Raw genomic sequence first — 19,235 nt, 5'->3', positions numbered from 1 at the left:
TCCTCGGGAGAGACCCATGACCGGCGATATCCACGTGCGCGAGGAAGGACGCGGCTCCAGCCTCGCAGATTATGCCCCGCTGCTGACCCTGGTCGGCGTTGCCGCGCTGGCGGCGCTGGCGATCACCGCCGGCTTTGCGGCGTGGGAGATGCGGCCGCTCATGCATGCCTATATGGGCGTGTTTCTTGTCATCTTCGCGCTGCTGAAACTCTTCGACCTCTCCGGGTTCAAGGACGGGTTTCACATGTATGACCTGCTGGCCCGGCGGGTGGAGGGTTATGGCTATGTCTATCCCTTCATCGAGCTGGGGCTCGGCCTTGCCTTCCTGAGCTTCGCGGCCCCCACCCTCACCTACTGGATCACGATCATCGTCTTTTCCTTCGGCGCGCTGGGCGTGGTGAAGGCACTCTTCGAGGGCGTCGACATCGATTGCCCCTGCATGGGCAACATCCTGTCCGTGCCCCTGTCCACCGTGACGCTGACGGAGGATCTGGCGATGGTGCTCATGTCCGCGATCCTTCTGACCCTTTGAGGAGACCTGTGATGAAAGCGTCCTACCTGCGTTTCTTCGCCATGATCGCCACCTCGACGGCGGTGATGCTCGGCCTGATGTATCTGAACACCTACGAGCTGGATCACGTGTTCTTCTCGGAAACCCGGTTCTACATGGCCTTCGTCATGGGCGCGGCGATGATGGTGGTCATGCTGGCCTTCATGCTCAACATGTATCGCAACCGCTACGCCAATCTGGCCATTCTGGTGGCGGCTGCCATTCTCTTTTCCGGCGCGCTCTATCTGGTGCGTTCGCAGGAGACAGTGGAGGACGTGGCCTACATGAAGGCCATGATCCCTCACCATTCCATCGCGATCATGACCAGCAAGCGGGCCCACATCTCCGACCCCCGCGTGCGCGAGCTGGCCGACGGCATCATCGCCGCGCAGGTGAATGAAATCGCGGAGATGAAGGCCCTGATCGCGGATCTGGAAAGCGAAAGGGCGCCAACCGAAGTCAGCGCCCTCGAGCATCAGTAAATCGGGCCGGTCAGAAACCCCGCAACCCAGAGCCCTGAAAGGATGAGGCGCCTCAGTGCGCCTCGTCCCAGTTGTCGGCGGCACGCGCATCCACCTGGAGCGGGACGGAGAGGGTCAGGGCGGGCTCGCAGGCCTTTTCCATCACCTCGCGGATGACAGGCAGGGTCACCTCCACCTGGGCGTCGGGCACCTCGAAGATCAGTTCGTCGTGCACCTGCAGCAGCATCTGGGCGTCGAGCCTGGAATGGCTCAGACGATCTTCCATCCGCACCATGGCGCGGCGCAGGATGTCCGCCGCAGACCCCTGGATCGGCGCGTTGATCGCCGCCCGCTCATAGAAGGCGCGCATGTTCGGGTTGGAGGTGTTCACGTCCGGATAATGGGCCTTTCGGCCGAAGATGGTGGTCACATAACCATTGGCGTGAACTTCCTTCTTCACCGCCTCCATATAGTCGCGGATGCCGGGGAAGCGCTCGAAGTAGGTCTTGATGTAGTCGCTGGCCTCGCCCCGGCCGATGCCGAGTTGGGCGGCAAGACCGAAGGCCGAAATCCCGTAGATGATGCCGAAGTTGATGGCCTTGGCCCGGCGGCGCACGGAAGGGTCCATGCCTTCGATCGGCACGCCGAACATCTCGCTCGCCGTCATGGCGTGAATGTCCAGCCCGTCGGCAAAGGCCTTCTTCAGCTGCGGAATGTCGGCCATGTGGGCCAGGACGCGCAATTCGATCTGGCTGTAGTCGGCGGAAATCAGCTTGTGACCCGGGGTCGCCACAAAGGCCTTGCGGATCTTGCGGCCGGCTTCCGTGCGCACGGGGATGTTCTGCAGGTTGGGTTCCGACGAGGACAGGCGACCGGTGGTGGTCGCCGCCAGCGAATAGGAGGTGTGGACCCGCTTGGTTTCCGGATGAATGAACCCGGGCAAGGCATCCGTGTAGGTGGACTTCAGCTTGGAGAGCTGACGCCAGGCCACGATCTTGGAGGGCAGCTCATGGCCTTCCGCCGCCAGATCCTCCAGCACGCTGGCCGATGTGGACCAAGCTCCGGTCTTGGTCTTCTTGCCGCCAGGCAGCCCCATCTTGCCGAAGAGAATGTCGCCGAGCTGCTTCGGAGAGCCGATGTTGAAGGTTTCACCCGCCAGCGCGTAGATCTCGTCTTCCTCAGCCGCCATGCCTTGCGCGAAGTCGCCGGAAAGGCGCGAAAGCATCTGCCGGTCGACGGAAATGCCGCGCCGTTCCATGCGCGCCAGAACCGGCACCATGGGCCGTTCCAGGGTCTCGTAGACGGTGGCCATGCGCTCGGAGGCGAGACGGGGCTTCAGCACCTGCCACAGACGCAGGGTCACGTCCGCATCCTCGGCCGCATAGGCGGTTGCCTTGTCGATGGCCACCTTGTCGAAGGTGATCATCGACTTGCCCGAGCCGCAGATCTCCTTGAAGGGGATCGGCGTGTGGCCGAGCCAGCGCTCGGAAAGCTCGTCCATGCCGTTGCCGCCCTTGCCCGCGTCGAGGGTGTAGGACAACAGCATGGTGTCGTCGAAGGGGGCGATGTCCACGCCGTAGCGGGTCATCAGCAGCCAGTCGTATTTCAGGTTCTGGGCGATCTTCAGGACCGCCCGATCCTCCAGCATGGGCTTGAGCACCGCCAGAGCCTCGCCGAGCGGGATCTGACCGGGAAGCAGACCGCCACCGCCCAGAAGGTCCCCTTCCCCGTCCACATGACCCAGAGGCACATAACAGGCCTTTCCCGGGGCAGTGGCCAGCGACACGCCGACCAGATCCGCCTGCATGGCATCAAGGGAGGTGGTTTCCGTGTCGAAGGCGACGGTGCCGACCTCATAGGCCTCGGCCACCCATTCCTTCAGACGCTCCACCGTCGTGACGGTCTCGTAGGTGGAGGGGTCGATGGTCGTGTTGCGCGCGGCGTCTGCAGCCTCTGACGCGACCGTCTGCGGCACCATCATGCCCGCCGGAAGATCCGCCTGGGCCGAGCCGCTTGCGGGCGACGACGACGCGCCATCACCGGCCTCAGACTGCGACGTGGACGATGCGGCCGGGGCAGCCACGCCGCGCGCGGTCGGAGACGCCGGTGACAGGCGCCCCTTGCCGTCCGGCACATCCCAGCCCGGGACCTGGAAGTCGGCCGGCTCGATGTTGGCCAGTTCCGCTCCGGTGGTCTCGGCCACGCGCTTGGTCAGGGTGGTGAAGCCCATGGCCTTGAGGAAGCCGACGGCCTTGGGGCCATCGATCTCGGTGACGGCCAGATGGTCCACCGGCACGAGCACCGGCACATCCTGCTTCAGGGTGACGAGCTGCTTGGAGACCCGCGCCTGCTCGGCGAATTCGATCAGGTTTTCCCGGCGCTTGTTCTGCTTGATCTCGGAGGCGCGGGACAGCAGCGTTTCCAGATCGCCGAACTCGTTGATCAGGAGGGCTGCGGTCTTCAGGCCGATGCCGGGCACGCCGGGCACGTTGTCGACACTGTCGCCGGCCAGCGACTGGACCTCGATCACCTTGTCCGGGCCGACGCCGAATTTCTCGAAGACATCGGCTTCCTCGAAGGTCTTGCCCTTCATGGTGTCGATCATCTTCACGGTCGGACCGATGAGCTGCATCAGGTCCTTGTCGCCGGAGGCGATGGTGACGCGGGCACCGGCGGCTGCGGCCTGGCGGGCATAGGTGGCGATCAGATCATCGGCCTCGAAGCCCTCCTGCTCCACGCAATGGACGGAAAAGGCGCGGGTTGCCTCACGGATCAGGCCGAACTGGGGGATCAGATCCTCCGGCGGCTCCGGCCGGTGCGCCTTGTATTCGGGATAGATGTCGGACCGGAAGGTCTTGGACGAATGGTCGAAGATCACCGCCATGTGGGTCGGTTCGTCGCCCGGTTCCGGCGACAGGCCTTCCTGCAGCAGCTTCCACAGCATGTTGCAGAAGCCGGAGACCGCGCCGACGGGCAGCCCGTCCGGCTTGCGCGTCAGGGGCGGCAGCGCGTGATAGGCGCGGAAGATGAAGGTGGAGCCATCGACCAGGATCAGGTGGTCGTCGGCGGTCAGCCCGAGGCCGGCGGAGGAGGCGGAGGTTTCTGTCGACATGGCGCGGATCATGCCCGCGCGGGGGCCTCCTGAAAAGGCATAAAGGGATCTTTCCGCAGGAAGTCCGGACGGGGGACCCCCGCCCGACCGCTCAGGCCGTCCGCGGAGGCGCTGCCGGTGCCAGTCGCGCCCAGTCGGGCCGCTCGAAGAGGAACCTGCCCCAGCCGGTCCGGTCGATGACCAGCTTGAGCACCAGTGGGCTGAGGATGGCGGTCAGGGTGACCAGCAGGGACACCGTGCCGATGTCGAGCATGCCGAGCTTCAGCAGGATCACCCGCGACAGGCCCATGGGGAAGAAGAAGGCCAGATAGATGACGAGGGAGTTCTTGCCGAAGAAGCGCAGAAATCCAACGATCGGCAGGGTCGTCGCCAGGCTGGCGAAGGCCGCAACGCCAAGCGCCCCGGCGGCGCCGAGCGCAAGCGCGATGCCCGGCTCATATTCGATGCCGAAGGCCACGAGGATACCGTTCGCCAGGCCCCAGACCGCGAGGGCTGCGAGCGTGGCGAGGCGATGCTGGCGCGCCCATGCGGCCACCGCGAAGACCTGGGTGGCGAAGGCGTAGCCGGCGACGAAGAAGACGAAGCGGGAGGCGAACTCGTCGATCGCCACCCAGCCAGTCTCGATGGGGCTGAGATGCAGCAAGGCCGCGACCGCCAGAAGCAAGAGGGTGAGAAGGCCCGCATCGCGGGCCAGTTTTACCACGATGGCGAAGATCGGCAGGAGATAGATGAACCAGAGGGTGCCAAAGGGATCGATGAAGGCCAGGAGATATTGCTGACCGACACCGGCCCAGCCGAAGTCCTGGGCGAAGACCGGTGCCTTGAAAGCAAACTGAAGCGTCAGCCAGAGCACATAGAAATAGGCGAAATGCAGAAGGCGGCGGTCAAGGAACTCCGGCCAGGGACGCTGCAGGGCACGGGCCAGAAACAGGCCGGAAATCAGGAAGAAGGCCGGGATGCGGAAGGGTTGGGCAAAGGCCACGATGGCGTGCATCCAGCCCTCGGCACCTGCTGCCTTCTCCACCCCGAGGACGGAGTGCATCATCACCACCAGGCAGATGCTGATGCCCTTGGCCACATCGACCCAGGAAACCCGCGCGCCCTCGCCGGTGGAGAGGGTGGAAGTGCCGCCGTTGAGGTCCGCCATCGTCCCTGCCCGCTTCTTTCGTGAAAACCGCTCGGACCCTAGCGATTTTCGGGAGTCAGGGGGTTAAGAAGCTCGGTAAATCCGGCAATATCGCGCAGGCGCAGGATCACAAACCCGTGACACGGGCCACCCAGAGCCGGCTCAGCATATCCCCTGCCCCGCCGGATCCCCTCACCTACTGCCGGTCGGGGTCGTCATTCCACGGATTGTCGAGACGACGGGCAGATCCGGAGGCGCCGTCCGGCTTGCGCTGCCAATCGCCCTCGTCCAGATCCACCACCGGTTCGGACGGGCCCGACCGGCGGGCGGGCCCGGAGGTGGTCACGACCACATGAGCGCGGGACACCAGGGCATTGGCGATCATGTCGCGCACCGGCGGCACGAAGAGCAGCAGGCCCACCGCATCGCTGGCAAAGCCCGGGATGAGCAGGAGAACGCTCGCCACAACCATGAGGGCGCCGTGGATCATGTCGCGGCCGGGCACACGCCCCGCATTCATCTCCGACTGGATGCGCATCAGCAGGGAAACCCCTTGCGTGCGCAGCATCACCAGGCCCGCGAAGGCGGTGACCACGGTGAGCAGGATCGTCGGCAGGGCGCCGATGGCGCTGCCCACCTGGATGAAGACCATGATTTCGATCAGCGGCAGTCCAATGATGGCCGCGAGGATGAGAAGTCCCACAAAACCCTCTTTGCGTTCAAGTATGCTCCCCTGAACGTAGTGGTTCGGCAGCAGGATTTCGAGTGCTTCCGGACGTGAAACCGGCTTAAGATGAAATCATGCCTTGCTCCGGGGGCTGGATGCTGGTTCAAGGACACTTACATAGATGAGCAACGGTCAGCACTCGGGCACCGAACGGCAAGCATTTGCCTTTCGCCGGAGCGGGCCACACAGGCGCAGGCGCCAGACCGGCTGAAAAGCCGGGTCGACCGGCCAGCGACGGGCGAAACAGTGCATGGAGAATGGCCCTGCGAACCAGGGCCGGCGGGATGAGATGAGCGAGATCTTCGACGTTTACAACATCATCTTCTTGGGGCTGGCAGTGTTCATCCTGTTCAAGCTTCGCTCTGTTCTGGGCAAGCGCACCGGAGAGGAACGCCCGCCCTTCGATCCCTATTCCAAGCCGGATCCCAAACGGTCCAACGGGGTGGAGCGTGTTCAGGATGCCGATGGCGGCAACGTGATCCCCCTGCCCGGCCAGGCTTCCGCTCAGGGCGGCTCCGGCCGTCAGGACGGCGAGGTCATCGAAAAGATCGCGCCCGCCGGATCGGCACTCAACGACGCCCTGCGCAAGATCCTTTCCGCCGACACCAGCTTCGAGCCCGCCCAGTTCATCGAGGGTGCTCGCGCCGCCTACGAGATGATCGTCACCGCCTTTGCACAAGGGGACCGCAAGACCCTGAAGGGCCTGCTCTCCAAGGAAGTCTATGAAGGCTTCGTCGGCGCCATCGACGAGCGCGAGAAGCGCGGCGAGACGATCGAAAGCACCTTTGTCGGCATCGACAAGGCCGAGATCATCGAGGCCGAGCTGAAGGGCTCCACCGCTCTGGTGACCGTGAAGGTGCACAGCCAGCTGATCTCCGCCACCAAGGACGCGGAAGGTCACGTGATCGACGGCGACCCGACCCGCGTCACCGACGTGATCGACCTGTGGACCTTTGCGCGCGACACCACGTCCCGCGATCCGAACTGGCGCCTGGTCGCGACCGAATCCGCGGAATGAACCGCCGCCGTCCGGCGCTGGCAATCGTCCGTGTCCTGGCCCTTGTTGCAGGCCTGCTTGCAGGCTTCGGCCCGGGGCTGACCGGCGATCCGGCCTTCGCGGCCGCCAGCTCCGGACCTGCGGCCGGGCAGGGGACTGGGACCCGCACCGCCTCCGGCCACCCTGCTGCCCTGAAGTCCGCACGCGTGATGAACGAGCCTCCGATCCCCCGGCCAAAGACCTCCGGTCCTGCTTCTGCATTCGCTCGGCTTCCTGGCTGGGAGAAGGACAATCACGCCGCCGCCCTGGCGGCGTTTCTGCGTGTCTGCGCCACCCCCGACATCCTGTCCCGTCCCGGCCCCCATGCGCTGACCCCGGAGGATGCCGCCCGCCTGTGTTCTGGCGCGCACGCAGCCCAACGCGCGGGCCGCGCAAAGGCCTTCCTCGAGGAAGCCTTCGTGCCGGTTCAACTGGCGGACGACGGCTTCCTGACCGGTTATTTCGAACCGGAGTTTGCCGCAAGCCGGACGCCGCACGGCGCCATGACCACGCCCCTGCGCGGACTGCCCGAGGGTTTCGTGAAAGTGAGCGCCAAGACCCGGCCCGCGAACTGGCCCGACGCGCTGGCCTTCGGACGCCGGACGTCCTCCGGTCTTGCTCCCTTGCCGGACCGTTCCGCAATCATGGACGGGGCGCTGGCCGGGCAGGGGGCGGAGCTTGCCTATCTGGACAAGGTGGACGCCTTCTTCATCCACGTGCAGGGCTCCGCGCGCCTGCGGCTGAACGACGGCTCGGTGATGCGCGTGGGCTATGCGGGCAAGACCGGCCACCCCTACACCTCCATCGCCCGCGAGTTGGTGCTGGAGGGGCGTGGCCAGCCTGAGGATTTCACCATGGCGGGCCTGCGCCAGTGGCTGCGGGATCATCCGCAAGAGGTCGATGGCCTGCTGCGCCGGAACAGGTCCTACATCTTCTTCCGCGAGATGACCGAGCTGAGCGCCGATCAGGGGCCGGTCGGAGCACTCGGCCTGCCGCTCGTGCCCGGACGCAGCCTCGCCGCGGATCCGGAGCATGTGCGCTATGGTCTGCCGGTGTTCCTGAGCGGTCAGGCACCCGGGCTGGACGGCACGCTCGCGCCGCTGCATCGGCTGGTCATTGCCGACGATACGGGCTCCGCCATCAAGGGGGCAGGGCGCGGCGATCTCTTCACCGGATCGGGTGACGAGGCCGGACATCTGGCCGGTGAACTGCGCCACCGGGTGGGCATGACCCTGCTCGTCCCGCGCGCGGCCCCTGCAGCAGAGGAGGCGAGACGCCCGTGAGCGACACGCCGCCACGCCGCAAGAAACGGCACCTGACCGACGAGGAGCGGGTGCTCTGGGCCAAGGTCGCCAAGACGACCACGCCGCTGACGCCGGACCGCAGCCCGCCCGAACCGGACACCACGAGCTTTCAGGAGCTGATGGGGGAGGGTGGAGCCAATGCGTCCGCCTCTCCCACGCCGGCCGCGCGGGCCGACACCGCCATGCGCGCACCGATCTCGACGCCGGCCAAGACGGCCCCCGCCCAACCGCCGCTGCACATGCTGGAACACCGGTTCCGCAAGCGGGTGATCCGCGGCGTGCGACCCATCGACGGGCGGATCGACCTGCACGGCTTGCGCCAGGACGAGGCCCACATCCGTCTGCGCGGATTCCTTCATGACGCTCAGCTGCGCGGCCACAAGCTGGTTCTGGTGATCACCGGCAAGGGCGGAACGGGACGCAAGACCGGCGCGTGGAGCGGCATTCACGGCGAGGAACGGGGGGTCCTGCGGCGCATGGTGCCGCACTGGCTCTCCCTGCCGGAGATGCGAATGCTGGTGGTGGGCTATGAAGAAGCGCACTTGACCCATGGCGGGTCGGGCGCGCTCTATGTGCGCATTCGACGCAAGAAGGAAGGGGCGGGGTCGTGACACCGCTTGGAGCGAAGATCCGGGAACTGCGCGCCAAGCGCGGCATCTCGCTAAAGGACATGGCCGAAGGGCTGGGGGTTTCCAGCGCCTATCTGTCGGCACTGGAGCATGGCAAGCGCGGCAAGCCGACCTGGTTTATGGTCCAGCGGATCATCACCTATTTCAACGTGATCTGGGACGAGGCGGAAGAGATCCAGCGCCTTGCGGAACTCTCCGATCCCAAGGTCCTGATCGACACGTCCGGCCTGCATCCCCAGGCGACCGAGCTGGCCAACCGTCTGTCGGCGACGATCTCGGGCCTCTCGCCGGAGTCGCTCGCCCATCTTCTCCATCAGGTTCGGGTTGTGGCGGCCAAGGACGGGGTTTAGGCTCTCGCCCCGACCGGGCCGCGATCCGCTCTTTACGGCCCATTATCTTGAAATCCCTTATGAAGAGCACGCAACCCCGACAGGCGACACGCCCGGAGGGTGTGATGATGTTCCAGCGATTGCAGTGATCGGGTGTTCATGAAGATTTCCAGGGAAGACCTTGCCGGGCTGATCGACAGCGCCGCGCTCCAGGACCAGATGCACGCGCTTGCCGATGCCGCCGGTGGCAATGGCGCCGATCCGAAGGTCCGCACCCAGATCCTGATGCTGCTAAAGAAGGCCATGCAGGATGGCCGGACCCTTGCGGAGCAGCGGCTGAACGAGGATGGCGGCGGCCTGCGCTGCGCGTGGCGCCTGTCCCATCTGCAGGACGAACTGATCCGCCTCGTCTTCGATTTCGCCCTGTCCCGGGTCTACCGCACCCAGAACCCCTCGGCCGCAGAACGGCTCATGGTCGCAGCCGTTGGCGGATATGGCCGCGGCACGCTCGCGCCCGGGTCGGACGTGGACCTGCTCTTCGTGCTGCCCTACAAGCAGACCCCCTGGGGCGAGCAGGTTGTCGAGTACATCCTCTACATGCTGTGGGATCTCGGGCTGAAGGTCGGCCACGCCACCCGCAACATCGATGAATGCGTGCGCCTGTCGCGCGCCGACATGACGATCCGCACCGCCATTCTGGAAGCCCGTCGCATCTGCGGCGACGAACCCCTGTTCGAGGAGCTGCTGCAGCGGTTCCTGTCCGAAGTGGTGGAAGGCACCAGCTCGGAATTCATCGCCGCGAAACTTGCCGAGCGGGACAGCCGCCACAAGCGCCAGGGCGTCTCGCGCTATCTGGTGGAGCCGAACATCAAGGAAGGCAAGGGCGGCCTGCGCGACCTCAACACCCTGTTCTGGATCGCCAAGTACCACTACCAGGTGCGCGACCAGTCGGAGCTGGTGAAGGCCGGCGTGCTGTCGCGCTCGGAGTACAATCTCTTCGTCAAGTGCGAGGACTTTCTCTGGGCCGTGCGCTGCCACCTGCATTTCCTGACGAAGCGTCCGGAGGAACGCCTGTCCTTCGACGTTCAGCGCGAGATTGCCATCCGACTGGGCTACACCCAGCATCCGGGCATGAAGGACGTGGAACGCTTCATGAAGCACTACTTCCTGGTAGCCAAGGACGTGGGGGATCTGACCCGCATCTTCTGCGCCGCTCTGGAAGAACAGCACGTGAAGGAGCCGCTGGGCCAGCAGATCGGACACCAGATCGGCGCCCAGATCGGTGGGTTCATGCGCCGCCTGCGGGGCGGACGGCCCTCCAAGGCAGCACGGCCCGTGGAAGGCTATCCGGCCTTCGAGGTGGAGAACAACCGGCTCTACACCCTCTCCGACCGGCTGTTCGAGGATGATCCGGTCAATCTGATCCGGGTGTTCCAGATCGCCGACAAGAACGGCTACAACCTGCATCCGGAGCTGACGCGGATGATCCGCCGCTCGCTGGGTCTGATCGACGGCAACGTGCGCAAGGACCCGGAAGCCAACCGGCTGTTCGTGGCGATCCTGACCTCGCGCAACACGCCGGAAAAGACCCTGCGCAAGATGAACGAGACCGGGGTGCTCGGCCGCTTCGTTCCCGACTTCGGCAAGGTCGTGGCGATGATGCAGTTCAACATGTACCACCACTACACGGTGGACGAGCACCTGATCCGCTCCATCGGCGTGCTGCACGAGATCGAGCGCGGCGAAAGCGGCGACGAGAACCCGCTGTCGACCAACCTGATCAAGACCCTGCAGAACCGGAAGGTCCTGTTCGTGGCCATGTTCCTGCATGACATCGCCAAGGGCCGGCCGGAAGATCACTCGATCGCCGGTGCGCGCATTGCCCGCAAGCTCTGCCCGCGCTTTGGTCTGAGCGCGTCGGAAACGGAGACCGTCGCCTGGCTGATCGAACATCACCTGGACATGAGTACCGTCGCCCAGTCCCGCGATCTTTCCGATCGCAAGACGATCCACGACTTCGCCCAGATCGTTCAGTCCATGGAGCGGCTGAAGCTGCTGCTGATCCTGACCGTGGCCGACATCCGCGCCGTGGGGCCGGGGGTCTTCAACGGCTGGAAGGGACAGCTGCTACGCACCCTCTATTACGAATGCGAGCTGCACCTGACCGGTGGCCACACCACCATGTCCCACAATCAGGCCGTGGACTCCGCCCGCCGCACGCTCATGGAAAAGCTGGGGCACTGGTCGGAGAAGGAGCGCACCGCCTATGGCAAGCGCCACTACAAGGCCTACTGGCTGCGCACGGACCCGGAGCGGCTGGTCGCCCATGCGGAACTCTTCCGCAAGACCGACAAGTCCGGCCAGCAGCTGGCGTTCAAGGTCACGCCCCATGCCTTCGAGGGGGTGACCGAGGTGACCGTTCTGGCGCCCGACCATCCGCGCCTGCTCTCGATCATTGCCGGGGCCTGCTACGTGACCGGGGCCAACATCGTGGATGCCCAGATCGACACAACCACCGACGGCTTCGCGCTGGACACGATCTTCATCAGCCGGGAATTGCCGGATGATGCGGACGAGATCCGCCGCGGCGAGCGGATCGCGGACAATATCCGCAAGGCCCTGTCGGGCGAGGCCCCCCTGCCGGACCAGACCCAGCGCAAGGGCGCCATGAAGGGCAAGGTGAAGGCCTTCAAGGTCGAGGCGGACGTGCTGGTGAACAACTCCTGGTCGGAGGAATACACCGTGCTGGAGATTTCCGGCCTCGACCGGGCCGGCCTGCTCTACGACCTGACGCGCTGCATCTCGACGCTGAACCTGAACATCGGCTCGGCGCATATTTCCACCTTCGGCGAACGGGTGGTCGACGTTTTCTACGTGACCGACCTGACCGGACAAAAGATTGCCAACATCGGACGGCAGGAAATCATCCGCGAACGACTGGGCGAAGCCGTCGACGGCAAGGTGGACCTCAGTCCCGCCGCCCCGATCGCGCGCCAGGTTTCCTGACGTCCTGCCTTTCATCGGCCCTGTCGCGGGCTCCGGGATTTGAGACATGAATCTTCTGCGCAGCTTCGCCACCGTTGGCGGAGCAACCCTGGCAAGCCGTCTGCTCGGTTTTGTCCGCGACACGCTGCTGGCCGCCGCTGTGGGCACGGGCCCGGTGGCGGATGCCTTCGTGGTGGCCTTCCGCCTGCCCAACCTGTTCCGCCGCCTCTTCGCGGAAGGGGCCTTCAATTCCGCCTTCGTTCCCCTGTTCGGGCGGGCAGTCGAGGAAGAGGGCGACGCACGGGCACGACAGATCGCCGGCGAGATCGGCTCGGCGCTGATCTCCTGCCTGCTGGTGGTCACGGCGCTGGCGCAGATCTTCATGCCTGCGGTGGTCTGGGCGCTGGCGCCCGGCTTTGTCGATGATCCGGAGAAGTTCGATCTCACCGTGCTGATGTCGCGGATCGCCTTCCCCTATCTGATCTTCATGTCGATCCTCGCCTTCCTGTCGGGGATCCTCAACACCTACGACCGGTTCGCCGCGGCCGCGCTGGCGCCGGTGATGCTGAACATCGTCATGAGCGTGGTGCTTGCGGTGGTGCTTTTCGTCGGCGTGCCGCCCTCCACCCAGCTGGGCGTCATCCTGACGGTCGGGGTGAGCGTCGCCGGTCTGGTGCAGCTGGCGGTCGTGCTCATCGATCTGAAGCGGGCCGGGCTCGGCGTGCCGATCCTGCGGCCGCGCATGACGCCCGCCGTGAAGAAGCTGCTGGCGCTTGGCGTTCCCGGCGTGGTGGCAGGCGGCGTCACCCAGATCAACGTCGCCGTGGGGCAGGTGATCGCCTCCATGCAGGACGGGGCCAACGCCCTGCTCTACTATGCCGACCGGCTCTACCAGCTGCCGCTCGGGGTGATCGGCATCGCCATCGGCGTGGTGCTGCTGCCGAGCCTGACCCGTCAGCTTCGCTCGGGCCATACGGACCAGTATCAGCGCAGCCTGAACAACGCCCTGGAGTTCTCCCTGGCCCTGACCCTGCCGGCCTCCGTGGCGCTGGCCGTTGTGCCAGACGAGATCGTCAGCGTGCTGTTCCAGCGCGGTGCCTTCGACGATGCGGCCACGGCCGGAACATCGGCAGCCCTCGCCGCCTTTGCCTTCGGGCTTCCCGGGTTCGTGCTCAACAAGGTCTTCTCGCCCGGCTATTTCGCCCGGGAAGACACGCGCACACCGATGATCTTCGCGGGCGTGGGCATGGCGGTGAACGTGATCCTGTCGCTCGCGCTCTTCTCCAGCCTGCAACATGTGGGCATCGCCCTGGCCACGACGCTGGCCGGTTGGGTCAACACGGGCCTGCTGGTGGGCGTGCTGTGGAAGCGCGGCCATTTCCAGCCGGACCGGAGGATCCTGCGCAAGCTGGTCTTCCTGCTGGTCTCCAGCCTGCTGATGGGCGTCGTGCTGGAGTTTTCCGCCCAGGCGCTGGCGCCCTGGCTTGCCGATAGCGCCCTGCTGCTGCGGCTGGCTGCCCTGACCGCGCTGGTGCTCATCGGCATCGTGGCCTATGCGCTCCTCGTCCAGATCACCGGCGGCAGCGACCTTCTCGCCCATGTGCGGGCGTTGAGACGGCGCAACACCTGAGTTTGCGCGGCCGCGGGGCCGCCGCAGATCCCTTGCCATCCCGCAGCCCGGAAGCTAAGACCGGGCTGCAACTTGACCCATCAGGCGCCCTTCCAACCGGCCGCCTGCAGACAGGACCAGACAATGACGGCGTTCCACAATCGCGTCTTTTCCGGCGTTCAGCCCACCGGCAATCTCCATCTCGGCAACTATCTCGGCGCGGTCTCCCGCTGGGTTCCGCTGCAGGACCAGATGGAGACCATCTTCTGTGTGGTGGATCTTCACGCGATCACCGCGGGCTTCCCCGATCCGGCCACCCTGCGTCATGCCACCCGCGAGGTGACTGCCGCCTATCTCGCCGCCGGGATCGACGCCAGCAAGTCCATCATCTTCAACCAGTCCCAGGTGCGCGAGCACGCGGAACTGGCCTGGATCTTCAATTGCGTCGCCCGCATGGGCTGGCTCAACCGCATGACCCAGTTCAAGGAGAAGGCGGGCAAGAACAAGGAAAACGCCTCGGTCGGCCTGTTTGCCTATCCGAACCTGATGGCCGCCGACATTCTGGCCTATCGCGCCACCCACGTGCCGGTTGGCGACGACCAGAAGCAGCACCTTGAACTGACCCGCGACATTGCCGCCAAGTTCAACAATGACTTTGCCGCGAGCATAAAGGAACTGGGCCTCGGCGTGCCCAACCCGACCCCGTCGCCGGAAACCCCGGAGCAGGTTTATTTCCCGCTCACCGAGCCGATGATCGCCGGTCCGGCCACCCGCATCATGTCCTTGCGCGACGGCACCAAGAAGATGTCCAAGTCGGATCCCTCCGACCTGTCGCGCATCAACCTGACCGACGACGCCGACGCGATCTCCAAGAAGATCAAGAAGGCCAAGACGGACCCGGATGCACTGCCGTCGGAAACCGATGGCCTGAAGGACCGCCCGGAAGCGGACAATCTGGTCGGCATCTATGCGGCGCTGGCCGGCATGACCAAGCAGGACGTGCTCGGCGAATATGGCGGTCAGCAGTTCTCCGCCTTCAAGCCGGCCCTCTCCGATCTGGCGGTCGCCAAGCTGTCGCCGATGACCGACGAGATGCGCCGCCTGATGGGCGACCAGGCCGAGATCGACAAGGTGCTGAAGGACGGGGCCGAGCGCGCCTCCGCCATTGCCGAGCCGATCCTCAAGGACGTGCGCCGCATCGTCGGCTTCCTCGAGCTGCGCTGATCTCGCACGGTCTTGCGAATAGACATGAATGCCCGGAGCAACCCCTGTTCCGGGCATTTTACGTTTGAGAGTGGCAAAGAATTAGAGAGCCGTGCGCAAGAGTTGCGAAACATTCACGACTTCAAGGATTTGAGCCCATGCCTTTCAAGCCGCTTGCTGCAGCGGGTCTGTTTTTCTCCATGTTCGCACTTCCCGGCGGAACCGCTCTCGCCGAAGACTTCTACTGGTCTCACAAGGACTGGCAGCTGACCGTCGAACCGGTGGCCTCCGAAGAGGATGATCATTCGATCTGCCGGGCGTGGACCGGTGGGGACGGGGATCCGATCCTCGCCTATGAGCACTACACCGGCGATGCCGGGCCGCCTTATGACTATCCGCTGCTGGTGCTCACCGAATATGCGCCCCGCCACTATGATACGCTGACCCAGACCGGCGACGACGTGCGCTTCGTCCTGGATGACGGCAGCAGATTCCTGGCTGCGGCGGAAGCCGGCTTCACCGACGAGGGGCTGAAGGAGGCTCACGCAAACCCGGAGCCGGGCGTTGCCCTCGCGCTGCTGCAAGCCATGCGCCGCTCAGACGCCCTCACGGTGCAGGTCAACGGACAACCGCTCTTTCAGGCCTCCATGGCCGGTTTCTCTGCCGTTTACGGCAAGATGGCAGAAGTCTGCGGGTTCTCGACGGAAGGGGTGCTGGATTGATCCGGCGGACAGGACCTCCCATCTAAACAGGGATACAGGCCTTATCCCGAGGGAGGACATCCATGCTGATCACCACCACCAATACGCTGCAGGGCCGCGACATTACGGAATATCGCGGTCTCGTCACCGGCGAGGCCATTCTGGGCGCCAACATCTTCAAGGATCTCTTCGCCGGCATCCGCGACATCGTCGGCGGACGCTCCGGCGCCTATGAGGAAGAGCTCGGCCGGGCGCGCGAGATCGCTCTCAGCGAAATGCAACAGCGGGCGCGGGCGATGGGCGCGAATGCGGTGATCGGGGTCGATCTGGACTATGAGACCGTCGGCCAGGGCGGTTCCATGCTGATGGTCAGTGCGACGGGCACGGCGGTCATCGTCGCAGGGCTCTGAGCGCCGTCCCGGCCCTGAGCCGGGACCAACCCTTCTCCCGACGATCCATGTGCGCGTTGCTTGCGAGGTCCCGGATCTCCGCTTGCGCTGCGTCCGGGACGGCGGAATGTCCGGTGCGAAAGCGTTCTTTGGCTCTCGACGGTCATGCTCGGGCCTGTCCCGAGCATCCAGTCTGCCGGACCGTCATCCCAACAGGCTGGATTCCCGGCACAAGGCCGGGAATGACGGACGGCTAGGCCTTTAGACAAACCCTCTCCTTTGTCCTCCCGAACGAAAGGCCGAGCCTTGAGATCCGGGATCGGTGAGCCGGTGACGTTTCTGGCTCACAAGTCCCGGGTCGCGCGACACTTGCCCGGGATGGCCGACGAAACGGAATGTGCTCGTCTCAAAGCAAAAGGCCCGGTTTCCCGGGCCTTTTTCACATCAAAGACCGTCGAAGAGGGCCGTCGACAGATAGCGTTCGGCGAAGGACGGGATGATGACCACGATGGTCTTGCCCGCCATGTCGTCGCGCTGGCCGACCTTGATGGCCGCGGTCAGGGCTGCGCCGGAGGAGATGCCGACGGGCACGCCTTCGGTGGCCGCCACTTCACGGGCCATGGCAAAGGCCTCGTCGTTGCTGACGGTCACGACCTCATCATAGACGGAGGTGTCGAGCACGCCCGGAACGAAGCCAGCGCCGATGCCCTGGATCTTGTGCGGGCCGGGCTGGCCACCGGAGAGCACCGGGCTGTCTGCCGGTTCCACCGCCACCACATGCAGGCCGGGCTTGCGGGCCTTGAGCACGCTGGAGACGCCGGTGATGGTGCCGCCGGTGCCGATGCCAGACACGAAGACGTCGACTTCGCCGTTGGTGTCGTTCCAGATTTCCTCGGCCGTCGTCTTGCGATGGATGTCCGGGTTGGCCGGGTTCTCGAACTGCTGGGGCATCAGGGCGCCCTCGATGCTGTCGACCAGCTCCTGAGCGCGGGCGATGGCGCCCTTCATGCCCTTCGGGCCTTCGGTCAGCTCCAGCTCGGCGCCGAGGATCTTGAACATCTTGCGGCGTTCGACCGACATGGTCTCCGGCATGACGAGGATCAGGCGATAGCCCTTGGCGGCCGCGGTAAAGGCCAGCGCGATGCCCGTGTTGCCCGATGTCGGCTCCACGAGGGTCGTCTTGCCCGGCGCGATCTTGCCCTCGGCTTCGAGCGCTTCGATCATGGCGACGCCGATGCGGTCCTTCACGCTGGAAATCGGATTGAAGAACTCGAGCTTGGCGAGAAGGTTGGCCTTCACGCCCTTGGCCTTGGCCAGGCGATCCAGACGCACGATGGGCGTGTCGCCGATGGTCTCGGTGATGGAGCCGTAAATCCGTCCGCGGCCAGGCTTCTTGTCACTCATTCCATTCTCCCAGAACAGTTTTCCGGATGGAAGCAGGGCCTGCGTTTGCCGCAAGCGCCCACCCGCACCCGCTCTTTCGACTGACCCCGAATGTAAGGGGATTGCCGAAAATTGCGAGGAATATTGTTTTCTCAGGCGGTGCCGGTCGAGCCGAAACCACCGGTTCCGCGTGCCGTTTCGGAAAGCTCTTCCACTTCCACGATCTCGGCCTGGAGAACGGGGGCGATCACCATCTGGGCGATGCGGCTGCCGCGCTCGATCACGAAGGGCTCGTCGCCGAGATTGATCAGGATGACCTTCACCTCGCCGCGATAATCCGCGTCGATGGTGCCGGGCGTGTTCAGCACGGTGACGCCGTTCTTGGCGGCGAGACCCGAGCGCGGGCGCACCTGACCCTCAAAGCCGGCGGGCAGGGACATGGACAGGCCGGTGGGGACAAGCGCCCGCTTGCCCGGCTCCAGCACCACCGAAGCTTCAACCGCCGCCAGAAGATCAAGCCCGGCGGCCAGGTCGGACTGGTAGCGCGGGAGCGGCAGGTCGGCGCCGTGGGGGAGTTTCTTGAATTCGAGCCGGACGGTCATGGCATTCCTCATGTGACTGCGGTTTCGCCCTTCAGACGTTGGCGCTCCGGATTTGTCAAGACAGAGCGGGATCCGTCCCGCACGTCCCCACCGCCCAAGCGGTGACCAATGCCGCAACGGGAGACAATACTGTTCACTATTGATGAACGACCATATTCGGTTTTGTGGGCTTCCGAAGGGCGTCTCCGGGGCGCAGATTGAGGGCAACACTGCAGGAGCGCAGGACGCGGCACGGACCGCCGACCGCGCCCGACACAAGGATTGTCATCATGTCCACCGCCCTTCCCACCCTGTTCCTTGCGCATGGCTCCCCCATGCTGGCGCTGACCCCCATTCCCGCCCATGACTTCCTGCGCGCGCTCGGAGCCGATCTGCCCGCGCCTCGCGCCATCGTCATCATGTCCCCGCATTGGGAAACGGCGGGGCTTCGGATCAATGCGCCGGGGCCGCTGGAAACGATCCATGACTTCGGCGGATTTCCCCGGGCCCTGTTCGAGATCCAATATCCGGCCGAAGCGACGGACGAGCTGGTCGGCGCAGTCGCATCACGGCTTGAAGGCGCAGGCCTGACCTATCGCCGCGACAGCGGCTGGGGTCTGGACCACGGCGCCTGGGTTCCCCTGTCGCTGGTCTTCCCGAAGCTGGAAGTGCCGGTGGTTCAGGTCTCCGTGCCCCACGACAGCACGCCGGAGCAAATCTTTGCTATCGGTCGGGCACTTGCCCCCCTGCGGGAGCAAGGCGTTCTCCTGATCGGGTCCGGTGGAACGGTCCACAATCTGCGCGAGCTGGCTCCCGAGGGCGCGCCAGCCCCCGGCTGGGCGAAAGGGTTCGATGCCTATCTCGACGAGGGACTGGCCACAGGCACGATCGGCAGCTTCGCGGATCTCACGGAGCGTCCGGACTTCCGTCGCGCCCATCCGACCGAGGAACATCTGCTGCCCCTCTTCTTCGCGATGGGCGCTGCCGCCGACGCCGAAGGGCATGCCCCCGCGCCGCAATTGCTCCATCGCAGCTATTCGCATGGCTCGATCAGCATGAGCTACTGGCAGTTCGACGCCAGGGTCGACGCCCTCGCGGCCTGATCGACCC

The 19,235-nt window shown here is 65.1% G+C and carries 17 protein-coding genes; 12 read left to right on the top strand and 5 right to left on the bottom strand.

Annotation, left to right across the window (positions count from 1 at the left end; genetic code table 11):
* Window positions 1–16: 16 nt before the first annotated feature.
* Window positions 17–532 (top strand): MauE/DoxX family redox-associated membrane protein, encoded by a 516-nt coding sequence (locus FR728_RS14255; protein ID WP_149893388.1) that lies wholly within the window; start codon window positions 17–19, stop codon window positions 530–532.
* A gap of 11 nt (window positions 533–543) precedes the next feature.
* The gene (locus tag FR728_RS14250) at window positions 544–1,032 is read left to right on the top strand and encodes a DUF305 domain-containing protein (RefSeq protein ID WP_149893387.1); all 489 of its coding nucleotides are present in this window, start codon (window positions 544–546) and stop codon (window positions 1,030–1,032) included.
* Window positions 1,033–1,084: 52 nt separating this feature from the next.
* On the opposite strand, the gene polA is transcribed toward FR728_RS14250, so the two are convergent.
* The 3 genes from polA to FR728_RS14235 form a co-directional block, all read right to left on the bottom strand.
* Complete coding sequence (gene polA, locus FR728_RS14245) at window positions 1,085–4,084, bottom strand: DNA polymerase I (protein WP_149893440.1); 3,000 nt, start codon at window positions 4,082–4,084, stop codon at window positions 1,085–1,087.
* Window positions 4,085–4,214: 130 nt separating this feature from the next.
* A complete protein-coding gene (locus FR728_RS14240; RefSeq protein WP_149893386.1) occupies window positions 4,215–5,270 on the bottom strand; it encodes an acyltransferase family protein in 1,056 nt (351 codons plus the stop codon).
* A gap of 175 nt (window positions 5,271–5,445) precedes the next feature.
* Window positions 5,446–5,952, bottom strand: coding sequence for an FxsA family protein (locus FR728_RS14235; protein ID WP_149893385.1), 507 nt, complete (start codon window positions 5,950–5,952; stop codon window positions 5,446–5,448).
* Between the two features lie 313 nt (window positions 5,953–6,265).
* Between FR728_RS14235 and FR728_RS14230 the strand changes: the two genes are divergently transcribed.
* The 9 genes from FR728_RS14230 (at window position 6,266) to FR728_RS14190 (ending at window position 16,182) form a co-directional block, all read left to right on the top strand.
* A complete protein-coding gene (locus tag FR728_RS14230; protein ID WP_149893384.1) occupies window positions 6,266–6,994 on the top strand; it encodes a Tim44/TimA family putative adaptor protein in 729 nt (242 codons plus the stop codon).
* On the top strand, window positions 6,991–8,295 hold the full coding sequence (gene mltA / locus FR728_RS14225) for a murein transglycosylase A (RefSeq protein WP_208998821.1): 1,305 nt from the start codon (window positions 6,991–6,993) through the stop codon (window positions 8,293–8,295). Before FR728_RS14230 ends, mltA begins: the two co-directional genes overlap by 4 nt.
* Complete coding sequence (locus FR728_RS14220) at window positions 8,292–8,927, top strand: Smr/MutS family protein (RefSeq protein WP_149893383.1); 636 nt, start codon at window positions 8,292–8,294, stop codon at window positions 8,925–8,927. Before mltA ends, FR728_RS14220 begins: the two co-directional genes overlap by 4 nt.
* Complete coding sequence (locus FR728_RS14215) at window positions 8,924–9,295, top strand: helix-turn-helix domain-containing protein (RefSeq protein WP_149893382.1); 372 nt, start codon at window positions 8,924–8,926, stop codon at window positions 9,293–9,295. The genes FR728_RS14220 and FR728_RS14215 overlap by 4 nt, the downstream gene beginning before the upstream one ends.
* A gap of 138 nt (window positions 9,296–9,433) precedes the next feature.
* On the top strand, window positions 9,434–12,280 hold the full coding sequence (locus tag FR728_RS14210) for a [protein-PII] uridylyltransferase (RefSeq protein ID WP_188318910.1): 2,847 nt from the start codon (window positions 9,434–9,436) through the stop codon (window positions 12,278–12,280).
* A gap of 46 nt (window positions 12,281–12,326) precedes the next feature.
* Window positions 12,327–13,889, top strand: a complete 1,563-nt coding sequence (gene murJ / locus FR728_RS14205; RefSeq protein WP_149893381.1) for a murein biosynthesis integral membrane protein MurJ — start codon at window positions 12,327–12,329, stop codon at window positions 13,887–13,889.
* A gap of 123 nt (window positions 13,890–14,012) precedes the next feature.
* A complete protein-coding gene (trpS, locus tag FR728_RS14200) occupies window positions 14,013–15,092 on the top strand; it encodes a tryptophan--tRNA ligase (protein WP_149893380.1) in 1,080 nt (359 codons plus the stop codon).
* 137 nt (window positions 15,093–15,229) lie between these two features.
* A complete protein-coding gene (locus tag FR728_RS14195) occupies window positions 15,230–15,793 on the top strand; it encodes a DUF1176 domain-containing protein (protein WP_149893379.1) in 564 nt (187 codons plus the stop codon).
* Window positions 15,794–15,855: 62 nt separating this feature from the next.
* Window positions 15,856–16,182, top strand: a complete 327-nt coding sequence (locus FR728_RS14190) for a heavy metal-binding domain-containing protein (protein ID WP_149893378.1) — start codon at window positions 15,856–15,858, stop codon at window positions 16,180–16,182.
* A gap of 423 nt (window positions 16,183–16,605) precedes the next feature.
* Here the strand turns inward: FR728_RS14190 and cysK are convergent, their stop codons facing one another.
* Window positions 16,606–17,565, bottom strand: a complete 960-nt coding sequence (gene cysK / locus FR728_RS14185; RefSeq protein ID WP_149893377.1) for a cysteine synthase A — start codon at window positions 17,563–17,565, stop codon at window positions 16,606–16,608.
* A 131-nt stretch (window positions 17,566–17,696) separates the two neighbouring features.
* A complete protein-coding gene (gene dut / locus FR728_RS14180) occupies window positions 17,697–18,146 on the bottom strand; it encodes a dUTP diphosphatase (RefSeq protein WP_188318909.1) in 450 nt (149 codons plus the stop codon).
* A gap of 269 nt (window positions 18,147–18,415) precedes the next feature.
* Here dut and FR728_RS14175 point away from each other — a divergent pair, with 269 nt between their 5' ends.
* Window positions 18,416–19,228, top strand: a complete 813-nt coding sequence (locus tag FR728_RS14175) for a DODA-type extradiol aromatic ring-opening family dioxygenase (RefSeq protein ID WP_149893375.1) — start codon at window positions 18,416–18,418, stop codon at window positions 19,226–19,228.
* The last annotated feature ends 7 nt before the right edge of the window (window positions 19,229–19,235 follow it).

This window comes from Roseibium aestuarii (assembly GCF_008477545.1).
GTDB lineage: Bacteria > Pseudomonadota > Alphaproteobacteria > Rhizobiales > Stappiaceae > Roseibium > Roseibium aestuarii.
Note: the sequence above shows the minus strand (reverse complement) of the source record. Positions and strands in the feature narration are given on the sequence as shown.